General features: G+C 48.1%; 22 protein-coding genes and 3 pseudogenes. 17 read left to right on the forward strand and 8 right to left on the reverse strand.

Going from position 1 to position 20,638, the window contains the following annotated elements:
• Positions 1 to 66 precede the first annotated feature (66 nt).
• Complete coding sequence (locus V1224_11725; protein WWR15145.1) at positions 67 to 975, reverse strand: MATE family efflux transporter; 909 nt, start codon at positions 973 to 975, stop codon at positions 67 to 69.
• Between the two features lie 326 nt (positions 976 to 1,301).
• Between V1224_11725 and V1224_11730 the strand changes: the two are divergent.
• The 8 genes and pseudogenes from V1224_11730 to mobQ all read left to right on the forward strand — a co-directional run bounded on the left by V1224_11730 (position 1,302) and on the right by mobQ (position 7,523).
• Positions 1,302 to 2,285: pseudogene (locus V1224_11730) on the forward strand (DUF6017 domain-containing protein).
• 22 nt (positions 2,286 to 2,307) lie between these two features.
• Positions 2,308 to 2,526 (forward strand): DUF5348 domain-containing protein, encoded by a 219-nt coding sequence (locus V1224_11735; GenBank protein WWR15146.1) that lies wholly within the window; start codon positions 2,308 to 2,310, stop codon positions 2,524 to 2,526.
• Between the two features lie 42 nt (positions 2,527 to 2,568).
• The gene (locus V1224_11740) at positions 2,569 to 3,045 is read left to right on the forward strand and encodes a PcfB family protein (protein WWR15147.1); all 477 of its coding nucleotides are present in this window, start codon (positions 2,569 to 2,571) and stop codon (positions 3,043 to 3,045) included.
• A pseudogene (locus tag V1224_11745) lies at positions 3,042 to 3,338 on the forward strand (type IV secretory system conjugative DNA transfer family protein). Before V1224_11740 ends, V1224_11745 begins: the two are co-directional and overlap by 4 nt.
• A gap of 54 nt (positions 3,339 to 3,392) precedes the next feature.
• A complete protein-coding gene (locus tag V1224_11750; GenBank protein ID WWR15148.1) occupies positions 3,393 to 5,237 on the forward strand; it encodes a recombinase family protein in 1,845 nt (614 codons plus the stop codon).
• 87 nt (positions 5,238 to 5,324) lie between these two features.
• A complete protein-coding gene (locus tag V1224_11755; protein ID WWR15149.1) occupies positions 5,325 to 5,492 on the forward strand; it encodes a transposon-encoded TnpW family protein in 168 nt (55 codons plus the stop codon).
• An 83-nt stretch (positions 5,493 to 5,575) separates the two neighbouring features.
• Positions 5,576 to 5,971: a DUF3847 domain-containing protein gene (locus tag V1224_11760; GenBank protein WWR15150.1), complete on the forward strand. Its 396-nt coding sequence runs from the start codon at positions 5,576 to 5,578 to the stop codon at positions 5,969 to 5,971.
• Positions 5,972 to 6,026: 55 nt separating this feature from the next.
• Entirely contained in the window at positions 6,027 to 7,523 is a 1,497-nt protein-coding gene (mobQ, locus tag V1224_11765; protein WWR15151.1) for a MobQ family relaxase, read from the forward strand.
• A 77-nt stretch (positions 7,524 to 7,600) separates the two neighbouring features.
• Here the strand turns inward: mobQ and V1224_11770 are convergent, their stop codons facing one another.
• Positions 7,601 to 7,978: an SdpI family protein gene (locus V1224_11770; GenBank protein ID WWR15152.1), complete on the reverse strand. Its 378-nt coding sequence runs from the start codon at positions 7,976 to 7,978 to the stop codon at positions 7,601 to 7,603.
• Between the two features lie 563 nt (positions 7,979 to 8,541).
• Here V1224_11770 and V1224_11775 point away from each other — a divergent pair.
• Positions 8,542 to 8,652 (forward strand): annotated as a pseudogene (locus V1224_11775) (type IV secretory system conjugative DNA transfer family protein).
• Between the two features lie 8 nt (positions 8,653 to 8,660).
• Here V1224_11775 and mobC read toward each other — a convergent pair.
• Positions 8,661 to 8,990 (reverse strand): plasmid mobilization relaxosome protein MobC, encoded by a 330-nt coding sequence (gene mobC / locus V1224_11780; protein ID WWR15153.1) that lies wholly within the window; start codon positions 8,988 to 8,990, stop codon positions 8,661 to 8,663.
• Positions 8,991 to 9,258: 268 nt separating this feature from the next.
• Positions 9,259 to 9,612 carry a helix-turn-helix transcriptional regulator gene (locus V1224_11785; GenBank protein WWR15154.1) on the reverse strand — a complete coding sequence of 118 codons (354 nt, stop codon included), beginning with the start codon at positions 9,610 to 9,612 and terminating at the stop codon, positions 9,259 to 9,261.
• Between the two features lie 189 nt (positions 9,613 to 9,801).
• On the opposite strand from V1224_11785, the gene V1224_11790 reads away from it, so the two are divergent.
• The 8 genes from V1224_11790 to V1224_11825 all read left to right on the forward strand — a co-directional run bounded on the left by V1224_11790 (position 9,802) and on the right by V1224_11825 (position 16,121).
• Complete coding sequence (locus V1224_11790; GenBank protein ID WWR15155.1) at positions 9,802 to 10,449, forward strand: TetR/AcrR family transcriptional regulator; 648 nt, start codon at positions 9,802 to 9,804, stop codon at positions 10,447 to 10,449.
• Between the two features lie 108 nt (positions 10,450 to 10,557).
• Positions 10,558 to 10,797: a hypothetical protein gene (locus V1224_11795; GenBank protein WWR15156.1), complete on the forward strand. Its 240-nt coding sequence runs from the start codon at positions 10,558 to 10,560 to the stop codon at positions 10,795 to 10,797.
• Between the two features lie 14 nt (positions 10,798 to 10,811).
• Entirely contained in the window at positions 10,812 to 12,497 is a 1,686-nt protein-coding gene (locus V1224_11800) for an ABC transporter ATP-binding protein (GenBank protein ID WWR15157.1), read from the forward strand.
• 233 nt (positions 12,498 to 12,730) lie between these two features.
• Positions 12,731 to 12,916 (forward strand): hypothetical protein, encoded by a 186-nt coding sequence (locus V1224_11805; GenBank protein WWR15158.1) that lies wholly within the window; start codon positions 12,731 to 12,733, stop codon positions 12,914 to 12,916.
• A 101-nt stretch (positions 12,917 to 13,017) separates the two neighbouring features.
• Positions 13,018 to 13,458, forward strand: a complete 441-nt coding sequence (locus V1224_11810; GenBank protein WWR15159.1) for a sigma-70 family RNA polymerase sigma factor — start codon at positions 13,018 to 13,020, stop codon at positions 13,456 to 13,458.
• Complete coding sequence (locus V1224_11815) at positions 13,439 to 13,699, forward strand: helix-turn-helix domain-containing protein (protein ID WWR15160.1); 261 nt, start codon at positions 13,439 to 13,441, stop codon at positions 13,697 to 13,699. The genes V1224_11810 and V1224_11815 overlap by 20 nt, the downstream gene beginning before the upstream one ends.
• Positions 13,700 to 14,116: 417 nt before the next feature.
• Entirely contained in the window at positions 14,117 to 14,344 is a 228-nt protein-coding gene (locus V1224_11820; GenBank protein ID WWR15161.1) for a transposon-encoded TnpW family protein, read from the forward strand.
• Between the two features lie 100 nt (positions 14,345 to 14,444).
• Positions 14,445 to 16,121, forward strand: a complete 1,677-nt coding sequence (locus V1224_11825; GenBank protein ID WWR15162.1) for a recombinase family protein — start codon at positions 14,445 to 14,447, stop codon at positions 16,119 to 16,121.
• A 53-nt stretch (positions 16,122 to 16,174) separates the two neighbouring features.
• Here the strand turns inward: V1224_11825 and V1224_11830 are convergent, their stop codons facing one another.
• The 4 genes from V1224_11830 to trpB all read right to left on the reverse strand — a co-directional run bounded on the left by V1224_11830 (position 16,175) and on the right by trpB (position 20,611).
• Positions 16,175 to 16,600, reverse strand: a complete 426-nt coding sequence (locus V1224_11830) for an MATE family efflux transporter (protein ID WWR15163.1) — start codon at positions 16,598 to 16,600, stop codon at positions 16,175 to 16,177.
• A 105-nt stretch (positions 16,601 to 16,705) separates the two neighbouring features.
• Complete coding sequence (locus tag V1224_11835; protein ID WWR15164.1) at positions 16,706 to 18,454, reverse strand: ammonium transporter; 1,749 nt, start codon at positions 18,452 to 18,454, stop codon at positions 16,706 to 16,708.
• A 179-nt stretch (positions 18,455 to 18,633) separates the two neighbouring features.
• Entirely contained in the window at positions 18,634 to 19,434 is an 801-nt protein-coding gene (gene trpA / locus V1224_11840; protein WWR15165.1) for a tryptophan synthase subunit alpha, read from the reverse strand.
• Positions 19,427 to 20,611, reverse strand: a complete 1,185-nt coding sequence (gene trpB, locus V1224_11845) for a tryptophan synthase subunit beta (protein ID WWR15166.1) — start codon at positions 20,609 to 20,611, stop codon at positions 19,427 to 19,429. Before trpB ends, trpA begins: the two co-directional genes overlap by 8 nt.
• Between the last annotated feature and the right edge of the window lie 27 nt (positions 20,612 to 20,638).

A 20,638-nucleotide genomic window follows, 5' to 3' on the forward strand; every position in this document is an offset into this window, starting at 1 on the left:
CCTATTATTTTTTATATCGTCATTCTGGAAAAATTTATGAGAGGTTATCAGACTTTTATCTGCGTTTCATTCTTGTTTCACTATTCCTGTCCGTCGCCATTTCCCGGTGCGGTACTGGGCGTAAGAGATGGCCCAGTTCACAAACCAGCCGACAGGAATGGCATACCAGACCATGGCAATGCCAAAGACCGGGGCCATCGTCACAGCGATCACCACCCGCAAAGCCAGATTCGCCAGGTTGGCAACCGTAAACATTTTCATGTCACCCGCCCCTCGCAGCAGTCCGTCCACCGCCATCTTAAATCCGATCAGACAGAAAAACCAGCCGATAAAGATCAGATAATTTTCTCCCGTGGAGATTGCCGTCTCTGTTCCGCCCTCTCCCAAAAACAGTTCGATCAGCGGTCTGTGAAAACATTCCAGCCACAGACAGAGCAAGACCGCAAAAAATACGACCATCCGGTTGGCAGCCCGATACCCTTCCACAACGCGTTCCTGCTTCTGTGCTCCCATATTTTGCGCTGTGTAAGAAGACAGTGCATTGCCGATACCGCTCATCGGCACGATACAGATTGACTCGATCCGCATTCCGGCTGAAAATCCGGCCAGAGCCTGAGAGCCAAAACTGTTGACGACCGACTGCACAAGCATCATTCCAATGGAAATGGTAGACTGCTGGAAGATCGACGGCAGAGCGATTTTCGTCATTGCCGCCAACTCCTGCCTGTCATAGAAGCGCCCTGACACATTTCCGCCAAGACGCCGGATCTCACGGAGAAATACAAGCAGCGACAAGACCGCGGAAATCCCCTGTGCGATCAGCGTCGCCCAGGCCACTCCCGCCACGCCCATCTGCAGTTCCGTCACCGTATAAAAGTCAAGCGCGATATTAAACAGCGAAGAAAAGATCAGAAAAAAAAGAGGAATCCTCGATTTGCCAAGCGCGTTAAACAAAGAAGAAAACACGTTATACATGAATAGAAAAGGCAGGCCCATAAAAAGCTGACGTTAGATAACGATACTTTTGAAAACACTGAAAAATCAAGGTTTTTCGAGCGACGGACAAGCAGGGTATTGTACTAAAAACTGAATGCGACGCAGAAGCGGCGTTTCTTACTCTCTATACGGGAGAACAGGAACGCCGCTTTTTTCATGCCCTTTGTTACGCAGTAGGGGCAGAAAAAGCCTTGCTACAAGCGGTTTTCCGGGCGCGTATCCGGCGCGGCAAGGGATTTATACCTTATCCCCCGAAACCGCGCTTCTACTGCGTAACAAATCCACAGCAAAAGGAGTGATTTACTATGGCAGTTTTCCGGGTGGAACGAAACAAGGGCTATACCGTAATGAGCAACCACCACCTACGCAATAAGGAGCTTTCCTTAAAGGCAAAGGGGCTGTTGTCGCAAATGCTGTCACTCCCCGAAGATTAGGACTACACCTTGAAAGGCTTATCCCTTATCAACCGGGAGAAGATAGACGCTATCCGCGAAGCCATTAAGGAGCTTGAACGCGCCGGGTATATCGTCCGTTCAAGGGAGCGCGACGAGAAAGGACGTTTGCGGGGCGCGGACTATGTGATATTCGAGCAGCCGCAGCCGCCTACGCCGGATTTACCTACATTGGATAATCCAACATTGGATAATCCAACACAGGAAAAACCAACATTGGAAAAACCTACGTTGGAAAATCCAACGCAATTAAATAAAGATATACAAAGAACTGACTTACCAAAAAAAGAAAAATCAAATACGGATTTATCAAGTACCCATTCCATTCCTATCCTTTCCCCTAACCCCTCACCTTGCGGGGAAGCGGCTACGCCGCCGGAACGGAAAAGAACGGAAGCGGCAGCACAGAGCGCAGTAGAGATATACCGGGAAATCATCAAGGACAATATCGACTACGACATTCTCAAACAGGACATGAGATTTGACGGTGACAGGCTTGACGAGATTGTAGACCTCATGCTTGAAACGGTATGCACCGCAAGGAAGCGGGTACGGATTGCGGGGGACGACTACCCGGCAGAGCTTGTGAAGTCAAAGTTTATGAAACTGGACGGCGAGCATATCCGCTTTGTGCTTGACTGTATGCGGGAGAACACAACCAAAATCCGCAACATCAAGCAATATCTGAAAGCAGCCCTTTTCAATGCCCCGTCCACTATCGGCAACTACTACACTTCCCTTGTCGCCCATGACATGGCAAGCGGCGCACTGTCACCGAAGAAGCCGCAGTACGGCGACCCGGACTATTATTCATTCAAACCGGGCGAAAGCCTGTAAACAGCAAAAGGAGGATTTTATTATGGCACAGAGAACAGGAGCATTGGTATTTGACGAGCGCACCGACCGTTACGACATTCGTTTTGACCTCAATACTTACTACGGGGGCTTGCATTGCGGCGAGTGCTTTGACGTGTTCGTGCGGGGCAAGTGGAAGCCTACCCGGATTGAGTACGGCGACAACTGGTATCTTGTGGGTATCAGAGCCGAGGACTTGAACGGGCTGCGGGTGCGTATCTGACCGCCCCCCCCATAAAGAAACGCGAAAGGAGGACGCGAGAAATTGCAGGACGAAGTAAACAAAAAGACCATAGCCCTTTACATCAAGACCGGGAAGCTGACCGCGCAGGCGCTCCAAAAGGCAATGAAAGCTATTCTCTCAAAGGGCAAGAAAGAGCTTTCCAAACCGCCACAGGGCAAGCAGAGCTTAAAGCAGCTTATGAAGCAGAACGCGGGCGTTTCCAACATTGAGATTACAAAAGACAATATCAAGGCTTTTGAGAGTACCGCAAAAAAGTACGGTATCGACTTTGCGCTGAAAAAGGACACGACGGAAAGCCCGCCCCGTTACCTTGTTTTCTTCAAGGGGCGGGACGCGGACGCGCTGACCGCAGCCTTTAAGGAGTTTTCCGCAAAGAAGCTGACACAAGATAGAAAGCCCTCAATCCGAAAGCTGCTCTCAACCCTCAAAGAAGCTGCACAGGGCAGAAACGCGGAACGGGCGAAAGTCAAGAACAAGGACAGGGAGGTATCGCTATGAAGCCGGAAATCAAGAAGTTGCTTATCCTCAATCTCCCGTATCTGCTCTTTGTGTGGCTCTTTGATAAAGTGGGCGCGGCTGTCCGGCTCTCCCCCGGTGCGGACGCGAGCGCAAAGCTGCTACATCTTGGGGACGGTTTTAGTGCCGCCTTTTCCAGTATTGCGCCGAGCTTCCACCCGGCAGATTTACTTATCGGCATTGCGGGGGCGGTCATTGTCCGGCTGATTATCTACGTCAAGGGCAAGAACGCGAAGAAGTACAGGAAAGGCATGGAATACGGTAGCGCACGTTGGAGTGCATAATCTTAACTGTAAGCAACACCTATATTGACGCAGGAGGATATGCACATGAATGATTACAGCAAAATCACAGCCCTTTACTCCCGCTTATCCGTGGGGGACGAGGACAGGGACGGCGGCGAGAGCAACAGCATACAGAACCAGAAGAAATTTCTGGAAAGCTATGCCAGACAGTTAAAACTGACCAATATCCGGCACTACATTGACGATGACGAAAGCGGCAGGTTTTTTGACCGTTCTGCCTACTCCCGTATGATAGAGGACGTGGAAAACGGCAAAGTCGGCGTGTGCATTATGAAAGACATGACCCGTTGGGGGCGCGACTATCTCCAAGTGGGAAACGCTATGGAGATTTTCAGACGGAACAACGTGCGCTTTATCGCGGTAAACAACGGGATAGACAGCGAAAAGCCCGACACATTGGAGTTTGCGCCGTTCATCAATATCATGTCAGAGTGGTACGCAAAGGACATCAGCAAGAAAGTGAAAACGGGCATTAAGACCAAAGGCATGAGTGGCAAGCCAATCGCAACCGAAGCCCCCTATGGTTATGTGAAAGACCCCGACAACAAGGATTTTTGGTTGATTGACGAAGAAGCCGCCGAAGTTGTCCGCCTTATTTTCCGCCTGTTTCTGGACGGGAAAAACCGAAACCAAATCGCCGTATATCTGAAAAATGAGCAAATCCCGACACCCACATTCTACATGAAAGACCGTGGGCGGGGAACGGCAAAAAGCAGGACGCTGAACGAGGAAAACCGCTACAAATGGAATAAGGCGACCTTGACCCGTATCCTCACAAGGCAGGAGTATTGCGGAGATGTAGTCAACTTCAAGACCACAAAGCATTTCCGCGACAAACGAAACCACTATGTAGACAGAAGCCAGTGGCAGATTACCGAAAATGTCCATGCGCCGGTTATCGACCGCACCGATTTTGAAAACGTACAGCGGATTTTGGAAAACGCCCCCGTCAGGCGACCAAACGGGGACGGGGAAATCCACCCTTTGTCGGGATTGCTTTTCTGTAAGGACTGCGGCGCAAAAATGCACATACGGATAGATTACAGGAACGGCGGCAAACGGCACGTTGCCTTTTGCAGTGAATACCACAAGGGGAAAGCCAGAAACCCGAAGTGCCATTCCCCGCATATCATGGACGCGGATTTACTCATGCAGACCGTTTCGGAAGTGCTGAAAAAAATCGCGGAATACTCCATCAGCAACAGGGCGGATTTTGAAGCCTTAGTGAAAAAGAGCCTTGACGTACAGCAGACCGACCGGACGAAGAAACAGCAGAAGCGCGTACCACAAATCACAACACGGCTTGAACAAATCGAAAAGGTTCTGGATAAGCTGTACGAGGATAACGCCCTCGGCACTATCCCACAAGACCGTTATGAGCAGATGTCGCAGAAGTATTCAGAAGAATACTATACACTGAAAGCGGAGCTTGCGGAAATCAAAGACCAGTTGTCCGCTTTTGAAAACGCGGGAGGACGGGCGCAGAGGTTTATGAAGCTGACAGAACGGTATGCCGACTTTGCCGAACTCACCCCCGCCATTCTAAACGAGTTTATCAGCAGGATTGAAGTGCATGAGCGCGACCAGAAGCGGGCGAGATACGCCATACAGCATATCGGGATATACTTCAACCATATCGGAAAATTTGAGAACGAACTGACACAGCTTGCAGAGCCGACAGAGCAGGAAATCAGACAAATGCGGGAGGAAATCGAAGAAGCGAAAAAGGAAAAGAGCCGCGCCTACCACCGTGAATATTCCAGAGCCTACCGCGCCAGAAACCGCGAACAGCAACGGGAGTACAACCGTATCAAAGCGCGGGAATATCGGGCAAGGAAAAAGGCGCAAGCCGCCGCAACCGCACAGTAAAACAGCTAAACCGAATAACTGACAGCAGAGAGGGATTTTCCAATTACGGGAAATCCCTTTTTCACGCCTAAAGAAAGGAGCGACCTATTGACAGAAAAGAACAAAACCCCCACCCCGCCCCGAAAGCCGGACGGTATCATCACAACGCAGAGGAACGGGCAGACCATTGTTGCGGAGTTGTTTTTCAACCACAGCGGCACAGAAACATTCCGCGACAAGCTGCTGAAAATGATACTAGCCGATAAGCAGGAATAAAACGGGAAACCGATTGTCTGTAAAAATCCATTCCATTCCTATCCTATCCATTCCACACAAAAATCGAAAGGAGCGATTGACGCATGGCAAAGACCAAAGCCGAAAAAATCACGAGCATTGAGGAAGAAATCCGACAGCTTGAAAACAGGCGCAGACAGCTTGTGCAGGAGCAAAAGGCGCAGGAGCGCAAGGACAGGACAAAACGCCTATGCCGCCGCATGGGGCTTTTTGAAAGCCTTGTCCCCGACAGCATACCGCTGACAGAGGAACAATTCAAGACCTTTCTTGAAAAGACCGTAGCCGCCGACCACGCCCGCCGCATACTGGACGAATTGACCGCCCAGTATGCCCCCACAGCCCCCGCACAGGGCGCGGAAACGGCGGCACAGGGTAACACGCCGTCCGCCGCCAGAACCACCCATACAGCCCGCGAGGGCGGCGCAGACGCGGACGCGGACGGGGGCGCGGCACAAGGGTAACGGCTTACGCCCCTACCCTTGCCAAAAAGCAAGGGCGCACTTATATACCACATAAATGTGGTATGTGCGGTCTTGCAGACGGCGTTTTGTGCCTGTCGGCACAAAAGGAAACGGCGGGAGTTACCCGCAGAAAGGAGCGCGGCGCGTGGCAATCTACCATTGCAGTATCAAAGTCATATCCCGCGGCAAGGGCAAGTCCGCTGTTGCCGCCGCCGCTTACCGGGCGGGGGAAAAAATCACAAATGAGTTTGACGGAATGACCCACGACTACACCCACAAGGGCGGTGTCGTCCACACTGAGATTTTATTACCCGACCACGCCCCCGCTGAATATACGGACAGGGCGGTTTTATGGAACGAAGTGGAGAAAATCGAGAAAGCGAAGAACGCCCAACTTGCACGGGAGATTGAAATTGCCTTGCCCCGCGAACTGACGAGGGAGCAAGGCATTTCCCTTGTCCGCGAGTATGTGGAACGGCATTTTGTGGCGGCGGGAATGTGCGCCGACGTATGCCTACACGACACAGGCGGCGGCAACCCCCACGCCCATATCATGCTGACAATGCGCCCTTTTGACGAGCGCGGCGAGTGGGGAGCGAAGCAGAAAAAGGAGTACATTCTTGACAGGGACGGGAATAAAATCTATGACCCCAAAAAGCGGCAGTACAAATGCAAATCCATTCCCGCTACCGACTGGAACGAACAGACCAAAGCGGAGGAATGGCGGGCGGCATGGGCGGAACTCTGCAATCAGGCATTGGAGCAGAACGGACACGCGGAGCGCGTAGACCATCGCAGTTATGAACGGCAGGGGATAGACCAGATACCCACCGTCCATTTAGGCGTTGCCGCTTCCGCTATGGAGAAGCGCGGCATCCGCACCGAGCGCGGCGACCTTAACCGCGAAATCGAAGTGACTAACCAGAAGTTACGGCAGTTAAAGGCGCGTATCTCCAAACTGCAAAACTGGTTAAAGGAAGAAGCCGAGAACACCGAGCCGCCCACCCTTGCCGACTATATTCAAGGCATACTGTCACGCAAGGTACAGACGGGAAAACCGGGATATTCCCAATCCCTCTATAACCTCAAAGACGCGGCAAAAATGCTGAACTTCCTGCAAACCAACAACATCATGGATATGACGGGGCTTGATGAAAAATTCAAGTCCATGATAGGGGAACAACTGGATATTCAAGGGAAACTGAAACCCGTTGAACGGCGGTTAGGCACTCTGAAAAAGCACTTAGAGCAAGCCGACATTTATTTCAAGTGTAAGGGAAAGAAGCCGCTGACCGAAGCCGAGCAAATCTTATTCACAACAGCGAAAGATTATCTCAAAGGCATAATGAACGGCAAGACCACAATCCCGACAAAGACATGGAAAGAAGAATACACCAAGCTGACCGCCGAGAGGAAAACGCTTAATCAGCGGTATCTTGCATTGAAAGAGGAAGTGAAAGAAGCGGAGAAAATCAGAAAGAGTGTTTACAGTATCTTGCGGCAGGAACAGCGGGAACAACAGCCCCACAGAAAGCAGGATATGGAGCGATAACAGACAGGGCGGCGGGATTGTCAATGCTTGCCACCGCTGCCCTGTTTTGGACTTTTATTAGACCGATAAACTGGAATTTATCTTCGTACTCCCTCTTCAGTAAACGTTCTTTTTAAGGCGTATTCTGTTGGGAAAATAGCTAATACTAAAATCAGACATTGTGTTGTACATAGAATCGCCGCAACCGTTCCAATTATATTCTCTGAACTATGATAAAAAGGAAAATGGATAACAACTGATGGTATCAAAATAACCCAACCAATTTTCCGCCATAAGCGGCCACAATGCGCCTGTGCAAATTTCCATGTGTCTATATTTTTCATAGAACGTGCTGTTCGATAACCGATTATTCCATTGATTTTTTTAGGAGCATGTTTCCACATCATATTACCAGCAATAATCATTGTGATTGGAATAAGTAAATCGCAAACAAATATGAACCACCAAAACCACATATATTTCCCTCACTTTCATAAATCCCAATTTATCGGTTTGTACTGGGGGAAATTATAGCATACCCAATTACGAAAAGCAATCCCCCGTTCTACGTCCGTTCCGACTATCCAGACCGTCAAGGGACGAGTAGTATTTTTTCGCAAAGAGCGCGAAAAAATCTCCACTCTTAAACCCTTGACCGTCTGGATTTTTGCCGTTGCCATTTCGCCGCCGAAAACGGGGAACAGGATAAAAAAATCCTGCCCCTGTTTTCGTCTGCTCCATTCTAACGGCAAAACCGTCTGCACTACTTCGGCGGCGGGCGGTAGGTTATGCGGTGGCTCTGCCCCCGCGCCCCCGACCTCTCCCAAAGAACAGAATGGAGTGTTACGCAATAGGGCTTGAAAAGGCTTGATTTTTAAGGCGTTTCAGACACGAAAACCCACCGGGCAAGGGTTTTATACTACCCACCCGCGAAAACGGCTTCTAAATGTCCACAGGCGCGTTTTATACCCCTTTTTATACCCCGTTTCCCGCCATGCCGAAAAGTTTTCTGTCAATAACTTAAAAAAGCACTTGACAAAACGCTTCATGGGGCAACGCAAAAGACATAGAGCCGTACACAGACCCGGTATTTGAGAACAATATCCCCCTCACGCAGACGGAACGGCTCACCATGAACAGCCGCCCGAAGGGCTTTGCTTAGGGTGCTTTTAACAGGCTTAATCTTTGTAACCGCCATATCTCCGCAAGCACCCCCTTTATTTCCTCTATGTCCTCTTGGTATGCGTTTCCCGTCGCGTTCACGCGGCGGGCTATCTGGTTGACGTTGACCCCGATTTTCTGTATCTCTGCGGTCATTGCTTTTATATCGGCGTGGTCTATCTGAATGATATACCCGTCAATGGCAATCTTCCGCAGATATGCCGCCATGTTCCGGGTGGGAACGAGCTTCATTTTTTCCAGTATTAAATCCCGTTCCGCTTCCGTCACTCTGAATTTGATTTGCACCGTCCTTTTGCGTCCGTCCATGTGTTCGCTCCTTTCCTTTCCGTTCCGAGGGTTTGGGACACTTCCCAACAAGCAATTTTCAACCGACGCGCCGCAGCGCGGGAGGGGGAAAATACGGAAGTGGGTACCCGCTTCCTATGCTTGCTACGAATGTTTTTATCCCTTATGCTCTTATCCCCTACTACGGAGAATAAACAATTTTGCCAAACTTACGCAAAAGAAAAACGCTGCAATCTCAAAAAAGATTACAACGCTTTCTAAATCCTGTTCAATTTTAAGTCGGACATTCCTATTCGCCCTCTTTTTCGACTTCGGAAATCTCTTTTGCCGTTGCGGTCACAATCCGTATGCCTGTATCGCTCATACCGTCAAGGAGCGCGTCAAGCTGCCGCCGCTGCGTGTTCTTCTCCGGCGGCGTTTCCAAAAGGAACTGGTCTACGGATATATTGTAGCGGAGCATAAGCTCAAAGAAAATCTGTAAACTTGGGTGCTGCCCCTTGTTCTCAATGTTCGCAAGGTAGCGCGGCGAGATAAACATTTCGTCGCTTACTTTCTTGCGGCTCTCCTTGCGCCCTGTCCGCGCCGCCTTTATCGCTGCTCCAAAAGCCTTGAAGTCGTATTTCGGTACTGGTCTTTTTGCCATAGTTATTCACTCTATTACATTTTACTGTTCACCTTTTCCTTTGGATATGTCTACACTGTTCTATTAGTTAGCCAAAATAAATCATATTTTTCTGCCTTACAATTAAATACCGGCTGAATGTATCTTGACAAGCAGACGCAAAAAGAATATAATACATACCAAACGAATGAAATGGAAGGTGGTAGATACATGGCACGTAATAAATATCCAGAAATAACCGTTGAGAAGATATTAGAAGTGTCACAGCGGTTATTCATGGAAAAGGGGTACGACAATACAACTATTCAAGATATTGTAAATGAACTTGGCGGATTGACGAAAGGAGCAATTTATCATCATTTCAAATCAAAAGAAGAAATTATTGACGCATTAGGGGGGAAACTCTTTTTTGACAACAATCCATTTGTTACCGTACAAAATCAGAAGAACCTAAATGGTTTAGAAAAAATGCGTGAAGTCATTAAGTTAAACCACGCAGATAATGATAGGACTGAACTTGGAAAACAGAGTATTCCTCTTTTGAAAAATCCCCGCTTGTTGGCTGAACTGGCTGATACAAACAGGAAATTGATTGCCCCTCTTTGGTTGCAGCTTATTCAAGAGGGAATAGAGGACGGCTCTATCCAAACCGAGTATGCAAAAGAACTATCTGAACTTTTGCCATTACTTACAAATTTTTGGTTAATTCCCTCTGTCTATCCTGCAACCCCGGAAGAACTGCTTTCAAAGTTTGCATTTATCAAATATTTGTTAGATAGTATGAACTTGCCGATTATTGATGATGAAATTTTCGGTATGGCACAGAATTACTTTGAACACTTAAACGTAGCCGAGTAGATAAAATTGCCTTGCAAAAGGCAGTTTTATTTTCAAACTATACATTCATTCGTAAGGTATTATTTTTAAGCATATACATACCGTCTTAATGTATGAAAGGAGAATACTATGTCAAACTTAGACCAAAAAATCGAAAATGCTGCAAACAAAATTGAAGTTGTCGCAAATGAAGCATGGAAAAAGCGGTCATTCCGCATTGTATCCAAGTCTATATCTGCTACGGCAGAAATCGGACTGATGATAGGGGCTGCACATTTATCCGAAAAAGGCTATAAATCAGCTGCCACCTGCCTGTTTGGTTTAGGGGCAGTAGGACTTGTCTGCGATTTACTTTTTAACAGAAAATAGGAGGACACCGCTATATGATACGATACTTAAAACAATACAAATTCTTGCTTTTCCTTACCGCATTATTTACTGCAATCAGTTCTCTATCTTATGTATTTATTGCTATCTTATTGCAACAAGTTATGGATATTGTAGATATGGGCGATATGGACGGCTTTATCAGAATACTACTCTTTTCTTTAGCTTACTTTACACTTATGGGAGTATTCATGTACCTGCAATCTTTGTTTAGCAAAAAATTTGTCTGTAAAATTATGAAAGCTGTCCGTTCTAAAACCTTTATAGGAATTGAACGGCACACGATTGAGGACTACTCTAAAAATAATACTGCTGATTATTTATCCGCAATTACGAATGATGTAAAAATGATTGAAGATAACTATTTACTGCCCCTGTTGCAAGTTATCCAGTATACGATTATTTTTATAGCTTCCCTTGCTGTAATGATTTACTTTGACATTATCGTTACAGTCTGCGTGATTATCGCAATCGCTATCATGCTTGTTGTACCCAGTCTATTCGGAGGACTACTCTCCAAACGACAGGATAAATATTCTGATATGCTATCCGATTTTACAAACCATGTAAAAGACCTGTTATCCGGTTTTGAGGTTATCAAGTCTTATCGAATGAAAAAATATGTTCTCTCACGATTTGAAATAAGTAACGAGGACACTATAAAAGCAAAATATTCTGTTGACAAGGCGATTGCGGCAAATGAAGCGGTTTCTATGGTGCTTGCGCTTCTTGTTCAAGTGGTTGTTGTTTTTCTTTCTGCATACTTCATTATCATTGGTCGTATCAGTGCAGGAGCCTTGTTAGGCATGGTACAGGTAAGCAGTAACCTTGCAAATCCATTATTGATTATATTTAGCAATATTCCCAAAATCAAGAGTATAAAACCAATTACACAGAAGCTAAATAACCTTTCAGATTACAAGGAACAGAACACAAATACAAAAAAATCACCCTCTTTCAAAAAAATGATTTATGTAGATGATTTGCATTTTTCCTATGATAAGGAAAACGAAGTCATAAACGGTATTTCACTATCCATTGATAAAGGGAAAAAATATGCTTTTGTCGGTAAGAGTGGGTGTGGAAAGTCTACATTTATTAAGCTGATTGCCGGATATTACTCTAATTTCAAAGGTGATGTACTATATGACGCAGACAGTCTTTCCGTTTTGGATATTGATAAAATAACTGCGCTATCGTCGGTCATTCATCAGAATGTTTATATGTTTGATGAGAGCATTTTAGACAATATTTGCCTACACGAAGATTTCAGTAAAGAAGAATTGCAATCCGTATTGTCTGATAGTGGTTTATCACAGTTTATTGAGCAAGTACCAAACGGACTTAAATATCACGTTGGAGAAAATGGAGATAACCTTTCCGGCGGACAGAAACAAAGAATTGCCGTAGCAAGAGCTTTAATTCGTAAGAAGCCACTGTTGATTTTAGACGAGGGTACGTCTGCTATTGATATGCAAACTGCGTATGATATTGAAAGCAGGCTATTGGCAATATCTGATTTAACGCTACTTACTATCACTCATAATATGAGCAGCGATATTCTTACACTCTATGACGAAATTGTATTTATGGCAGACGGCAAAATAATTGAACATGGCACATTTGAAGAACTTATTACTAAACACGCTGCATTTTATGACTTCTACCAACTAAAGAAGTAGGTATCTTTAGAGGAAAGTTTTTTTGAACTGTACACAATCCTTAAATAATATTATCTGCTCCCTTAACGGGGAAAGAAAAAAACCGTTAGAGGAGCAGATATTTTTGTATGCCTTTTTACGCAATATCTAATCTATCGGCGGTTTTGAAATATCAAAGCCGCCGTTTCTTTTTATCTTCTCAAGAAATGACGCGGTATCACTGTTGAAAGCGGCGGCTAAAGGAGGTAGCCGCCATGAAGCAAAAAGCATATCGACAAAATCCGACAGTTATTGACTTATCAAAAAAAGCCCGCCCACCACCGGGGGAAACTACGCTTATATATATGAACTGTCTAATCATCTGGATACTGCTTACAATGCCTATGCGCCCGTCCGGGCTTTTCGGACGGGCGCATTTTGTACGTTCAAAAAATTTTTGAAGAAATTTCAAAAAATCTTCGGCGTTTTTGAAAAACGCCGTATTGCCCCGCGAAAAGGGGGGAAGCACCACCAACTTTCCAACGAGAAAGGAGGTGAGAATGTGGAACCTAATAGCAGGGAGTTTTACAAACAGTGTGCTTTTCAGAAGTTTTGTAATACGGTATTGCACAATGAAGCTTGCGACACCCATAGAGAACTTCGCAGACACAAGGCAAAGGAAGTGACCTTTTCCGACATGACCTTAGACGAAGCGCGGCAGCTTCATACGTTTGATGAATATTTCAAACGTGAAGCCGCCGAAACAGTCTTTGAGAAAGCCGGGAAGAAAATCACGCCAAAGCTGCTTCTTGAAGCAATCCGTACTTTGCCGGAAGAAAAGCGCAAAGCCATATTGCTGTATTACTTCGAGGGAATGAACGATACCGAGATTGCGGAGCTGTTCAACACGTCGAGAAGCACGATACAGTACAGGCGGACAAGCTCTTTTGAGAAATTAAGAAAATATCTGGAGGAAAATGCTGATGAATGGGACGAATGGTAACGAACCCGGCTACCCGGAAAATGCCCTTGTTCCTTATCCTGTCATTGTGGCAGCGACAAAGGGCGACCCGGACGCCATGAAGATTGTCTTGCAGCATTTCAGCGGCTACATAGCCCGCCTCTCCATGCGGAAGCTGTACGACGAGCGCGGGAACGTCTATTTTGGCGTAGACCACGACATTCGGGAACGGCTGCAAGCAAAACTGATGATGGCTGTCCTCACCTTTAAGGCAGAGGAATAAACCGCAGCGGCGGCGGGACGCTTTCTCTCTCCCCCTTTTCCGTTCCGCTGCTGACGCGGCAGCAAAGCCATTCTGAACCTTGACAAAGAAAGCGGCGCAAGATAACGGCGGCGCAGCATAGGGCAAATCGGATACGTTCCTTTTGCGCCGAGCCATACGGCGGGTGCGCCATGACGCTATTTGGGTGAGGTTATCCCCGCCCGGACAGCCGAGCGACCAACACCGCGCCGGAAAGCAAGTGTAGCGGCTTGCGGGCGACGACACGCAGAATATACAATGATACTTCCTTACAGCCACAGTCCGAGCGTTAAGAGCGTCGCAGGCAATGGGTAGGGCGGCATGAGAACCATGCCGGGGTGAAATTCCCATGAGGTTATGCTAATAACCGTCCGATTAAAGCCTTTGTTTTATTGAATAGTGGACTTGCTGCTATTCATAGACTGTATTATATGTTTGCGAAAGAAAGGGGGATTTTCTTTGACGCAAAACCAAACGCCCGTTACCACAACGGAGCATAAAATAGGAAAAGTTACTTACCTTGTATGTTCGTCCGCAAGTGAACGCGCAACGGACACACTGGATAAAAAGATAAAAAAACTCATTCGCAAAGACATGGAACTGAACCCCGCAAACGCCCGGAAATAGGGCGTTTCTTCACATTTTATACATGACACAGGCAGCGGTATGTGGTATAATATAGACAGTACAAATACCATGCTTGTCTGTCGTCGGAAAGGAGGACAAAATGTTACAGACAGACAAGATTACCGCTTTATATTGCAGATTGAGCCAGGAAGATATGCAGGCCGGGGAAAGCGAGAGCATACAGAACCAAAAGATGATTTTACAAAAGTATGCTGACGAACACCACTTTTTCAACACGCGCTTTTTCGTAGACGACGGATTTTCCGGCGTGAGCTTTGAGCGTGAGGGGCTTCAAGCCATGCTGCATGAAGTTGAAGCCGGGAACGTGGCGACCGTCATAACAAAAGACCTTTCCCGTTTGGGACGTAATTATCTGAAAACCGGGGAGCTGATAGAGATTGTCTTTCCCGAATACGAAGTACGCTACATTGCCATTAACGACGGTGTAGACACCGCAAGGGAAGATAACGAGTTTACCCCTCTGCGGAACTGGTTCAACGAGTTTTACGCCCGCGACACTTCAAAGAAAATCCGGGCTGTCAAACAGGCAAAGGCACAGAAAGGCGAGCGCGTCAACGGGCAAGTGCCTTATGGGTACATAGCTGACCCCAACGACCGCAACCACTTATTGCCCGACCCGGAAACGGCGCACATTGTAAAACAGATTTTCGCTATGTATGTGCGCGGCGACCGTATCTGCGAAATCCAGAACTGGCTACGGGAACATGAGGTATTGACTGTTGCAGAATTGCAGTACAGGCGCACAGGAAGCCACAGGCACCCCCGCCCACACCCGAATTGTATTTACAACTGGCCGGATAAGACGCTCTATGACATTCTGGCGCGTAAAGAGTATTTGGGGCATACCATTACAGGCAAAAGCTACAAGGTATCTTACAAATCAAAAAAGACGAAGAAGAACCCGGAGGAAAAGCGTTACTTTTTCCCCAACACACACGAACCTTTGATTGATGAAGAAACCTTTGAGCTTGCACAGAAACGGATTGCCACCAAACACCGCCCTACAAAGGTTGATGAAATTGACCTGTTTTCGGGACTTCTCTTTTGTGGGGACTGCGGCTATAAAATGTATCTGCAACAGGGAGCCGGGACACTGGAACGCAAACACGCCTACACTTGCGGCAAGTACCGAAACAGGATAAGGACTGGCGAGCTTTGCACTACCCATTATATCCGAAAGAGCGTCCTTAAAGAACTTGTCCTTGCTGATTTACAAAGGGTACTGTCCTATGTGAAAGAGCATGAACAGGAGTTTATCGAAACCGCCAACGAGTGCAGCGCAAAGGCAGTACAAAAGACGCTGACGCAGCAGCGGAAAGAGCTTGACAAGGCACAGAGCCGGATTAGCGAGCTGAATATCTTATTCCGCAAGCTCTATGAGGACAACGCTTTAGGGAAACTTTCTGATGAACAGTTTGCTTTTTTGACTTCCGGCTATGATGAAGAAAAAAAGACGCTGACCCGGAGGATTGCGGAGCTGTCACAGGAAATCGACAACGCCACCGAGCGCAGCGCGGACGTGAAAAGGTTTGTTGCACTGGTACGCAAGTACACCGCCATTACCGAACTGACCTACGAAAACGTCCATGAATTTATTGACCGTATTCTTATTCACGAACTAGATAAGGAAACGAACACCCGCAAAATCGAAATCTTTTATAGCTTTGTCGGCAGAGTTGATACAGGCGACAAGCCTACCGAAAGTATCTCCTATTTCAGACAGATAGGAGCCGACGTAAAGAGTTATGCTATCTAACATACATCAAAAAGAGGTAAGATAACACCCTCTGCAAAAAAGGTTACGTTATCTTACCTCAACAAATAAATGCTCAGATATTCCACCGCAATATCCAGAACATCTTCCGGCGTGTTCAGCCAAATCATAATATTCCTTCCGGACAGCAGACCGATGCCGCCCAGACAGACGCTGATTATGAGAAATGTCAGAATCGCAGTGAATGCCGCAAGATTCATCCTGTCATAATCTTTTGCGCCAAAATATCTGCTTACCATGACGGAGGCACCAATCCCTCCGCCGATGGCAATGCAGATAAAAATATTCGTCAGCGAATACGACGCCCCGACCGCCGCCAACGCCTGTTCACTCACATACCGGCCCACTACAGCGGAATCAACCATTGTATACATCTGCTGAAACAGATTTCCTATGATCATCGGCAGTGAAAACAGTATCAGCGCATACAAGGGCTTTTTTTGTACCAGATAGTCATCCATACCGCCCTAATCTCCCTGTACCCTCATTATTTTTATTATAATCCGTCATACAGGGAAACACAATCCAAAAAATGCCCATCTCCTGCAATTATCAAAATCTTAGGGTCATTCCACGTCCTGAAGTGCCGCGTAATCCTCTTCCCCGGTCCGTATTTTCACGACACGCGCTACCTGATATACGAAGATCTTGCCGTCGCCGATCTGTCCCGTGTACAGCGCCTTCTTGGCCGCTTCAATCACATTTCCAATCGGAATCTTGCTGACGACGACTTCAATCTTCACCTTAGGCAACAGCGTGGCATCCATCTCAACGCCGCGGTATTTTTCACCCGCACCTTTCTGGATGCCGCAGCCCATGACCTGCGTCACAGTCATCCCTGTCACACCCAGCTGATTCATCGCTTTCCTGAGCTGCTCATAGCGTTCCAGTTTCGCGATCACCACGACTTTATAAATGCCTGTGGCAGGTCCTGTTATCGCCGAAATGACCGGTACGGCCGTATCCCTCACCACTTTCGATGCGTTTTCATAATCCTCTGCGCCCAGATCGGTATTTTCATTGACTTCCATAGTCATAGTGTTGGAGACGTCCATAATGCTGAAACCGGAGTAAGCGGATACGAGCCCGTGCTCCTTGGGATCCAGTCCAACAATCTCCTCTTCCTCTGTAACCCGCAGACCAAAACAGACGCGGATGATCAGAAAGGATAGTGTGATCGTCACCGCAGTCCAGACGGCTACGGCCCCAAAGCCGACCAGCTGAACGACCAGCTGCCGGGCGCTGCCGCCATAAAAAAGTCCCTTAATGCTGTCGTTGCCGGGCGCCGATGTCGTAGCGAACAGTCCTACTGCAATCGTGCCCCAAATACCGTTCAGGCAGTGTACCGCCACTGCGCCAACCGGGTCATCCACCCGAAATTTATAGTCGAGCACCCAGACACCGAATACAACCAGCAATCCTGCTATCGCACCAATCACGCAGGCGCCCAGACAATCCGTCACATCACAGGACGCTGTAATCGCTACCAAGCCGGCCAGAGACGCATTCAGACACATGGAAACGTCCGGTTTGCCATACCTGATCCAGGTGAATATCATACACACAACCGTTGCAATGGCCGGAGCGACTGTTGTAGTCAATGTAATTGAGGCGAGCTGTGCCACACTTGTAGCCGCTGCTCCGTTAAATCCATACCAGCCAAGCCAGAGAATAAATACTCCGAGGCAGCCAAGCGGAAGATTATGTCCCGGAAACGCATTGACTTTCGTAACCGTTCCCTTCTCATCCCTGACAAACTTGCCAATCCGCGGTCCGAGAATCGCCGCCCCAATCAGAGCAGAGATACCGCCCACCATATGGATGGCACAGGAACCGGCAAAATCATGGAACCCGATCCGAGACAGCCAGCCACCTCCCCAGATCCAATGCGCCTCGATCGGATAGATCACCGCCGATATAATGGCAGAATAAATACAGTAAGATAAAAACTTTGTTCTCTCCGCCATGGCACCGGAAACGATCGTAGCCGTAGTCGCGCAAAAAACCAGATTAAACACGAAATTTGACCAGTCAAACTGTGCATAATTCGTAAAAATATCAAAGCCAGGACGGCCGATCAGCCCCATCATATCCTCTCCGAGTAACAGGCCGAAACCGACAAGAATAAAAACGACTGTACCGATGCAGAAATCCATCAGATTTTTCATCAGAATATTGCCAGTGTTTTTCGCCCTTGTAAAACCTGCCTCCACCATGGCAAATCCGGCCTGCATCCAGAACACCAGCGCAGCTCCGATCAGGAACCAGACGCCAAATACTTCACTACTGACGACACTTCTTATTTCTTCTGTCATAATATTTCCTCCTCGTAGTCTGTGTTCATACCGCCGGCCGTGCGATAATAAAAAAGACGCTACGGATATTCCATAGCGCCTTCGCCTTTACGACTCCTAGTCTATCATCGGCTGTCCCGACTGTCAATCGCCGTTCCTGCCAAATAATACTTTCAAATTTTAGTAAATTTTGTCAATGCTCACAACATAGCCGCTTTCATACGTCCGAGGAATTCCGTTACATAGGGCACACAGTCCCGGCCATACTTCCCGACGATTTTCATTACCGCAGAACCAACGATGACGCCGTCCGCCTGCTCCGCCATCTCCCTCGCCTGCTCCGGTGTGGAGATGCCAAAACCCACGGCAGCCGGCACCTTTGTTATCTGCCGCACCTGCTCTATCATTCTGCCAACGTCTGTCGTAATCTCACTACGCATTCCAGTCACGCCAAGCGACGAGATACAGTAAACAAAGCCTGCCGCCTCCCCGGCGATCACACCCACCCGCTCCCGGGACGTAGGCGCGATCAGTGAGATCAGTTCCAAACCATATTTTTTGCACGTCGGTTCGAAGTCTCCTTTTTCTTCAAAAGGTACATCGGGCAGGATCAGCCCGTCGATGCCGGCTGCTGCCGCCCTTTTCATAAAATGCTCCGTACCTCCCTCCACACCTCCTTTACTTGTATTCCCATATGAATAAATGACATTTGCGTAAGTCATAAACAAAAGCGGAATCTCTACCGTCTTTCTCAGCTCACTCACCAGCGTGAAGATCCGGTCTGTCGTCGCTCCACCTGAGAGCGCCCGCATATTTGCCGCCTGGATCACCGGACCCTCCGCCGTCGGATCCGAAAAAGGAATCCCCAGTTCGATCAGATCCGCCCCGGCCGCAGCTGCCTCCTGCACAAGACTTTTTGTCGTCTCCAGATCCGGATCCCCACATGTAAAAAATGGGATCAACGCCTTTTTACCGCGAAACGCGTCCGTAATTCTACTCATAAATATCCTCCCCTCTGTATCTGGCAATGGCCGCGCAGTCCTTATCGCCCCGGCCTGAAATATTGATCACCATAATCTTGTCTCTGTCCATCTGCGGCGCCAGCTTCATCGCATGGGCGATCGCATGGGCGGATTCAATCGCCGGAATAATACCCTCTGTCCTCGAAAGAAATTCAAAGGCCTCAACCGCTTCCTCATCGGTAACTGCCACATACTGCGCCCGTCCACTGTCATAGAGCATCGCGTGTTCCGGTCCGATGCCCGGATAATCAAGCCCGGCAGAGATCGAATAGACCGGTGCGATCTGTCCGAATTCATCCTGGCAGAAATACGATTTCATCCCGTGAAAGATACCCAGTCTTCCCGTCGAGAGCGTCGCCGCCGTCTCAAACGTATCGATGCCCCGTCCCGCCGCCTCACAGCCGATCAGCGCCACGGACTGCTGCGGAATGAAATGGTAAAAAGCGCCCATCGCATTCGAGCCCCCACCGACGCAGGCCAGCACACAGTCTGGCAGTCTTCCTTCCTTCTCCAGGCACTGTGCCTTGATCTCGCTGGAGATAACCGCCTGAAAGTCCCGGACGATCGTTGGGAATGGATGAGGCCCCATCACGGAACCGAGTACATAATGCGTATCCGCGATCCGGTTCGTCCATTCCCGCATCGTCTCGGACACGGCGTCTTTCAGAGTGGCCGTTCCCGTACTCACGCCGTGCACTTTCGCACCCAGCAGCCGCATCCTGTATACATTGAGCGCCTGCCGCTTCATATCTTCCTCTCCCATAAACACTTCGCATTCCATATCCATCAGCGCCGCTGCCGTCGCCGTGGCCACACCGTGCTGCCCTGCCCCGGTCTCTGCGATCACACGCGTCTTCCCCATCCTTTTTGCCAGCAGCGTCTGCCCGAGCGCATTGTTGATCTTATGAGAACCTGTATGGTTCAGATCCTCTCTCTTTAAATAGATCTTCGCCCCTCCCAGCGCTTTCGTCAGCCGCTCCGCATAATACAGTCTCGACGGCCTGCCCGTGTATTCCTGAAAAAGCGTCGTCAACTCCTGCTGAAACGCCGCGTTATCTTTATATTGTTCATAAGCCTCCTCCAGCTCCGTGACGGCATTCATCAGCGTTTCCGGTATATACTGCCCGCCGTGAATCCCAAATCTCCCTTTTGACATCTCATTCTCCTCCTAATTGCTGCCTCT

This window comes from Lachnospiraceae bacterium JLR.KK008, assembly GCA_037015955.1.
Taxonomy (GTDB): Bacteria; Bacillota; Clostridia; order Lachnospirales; family Lachnospiraceae; genus VSOB01.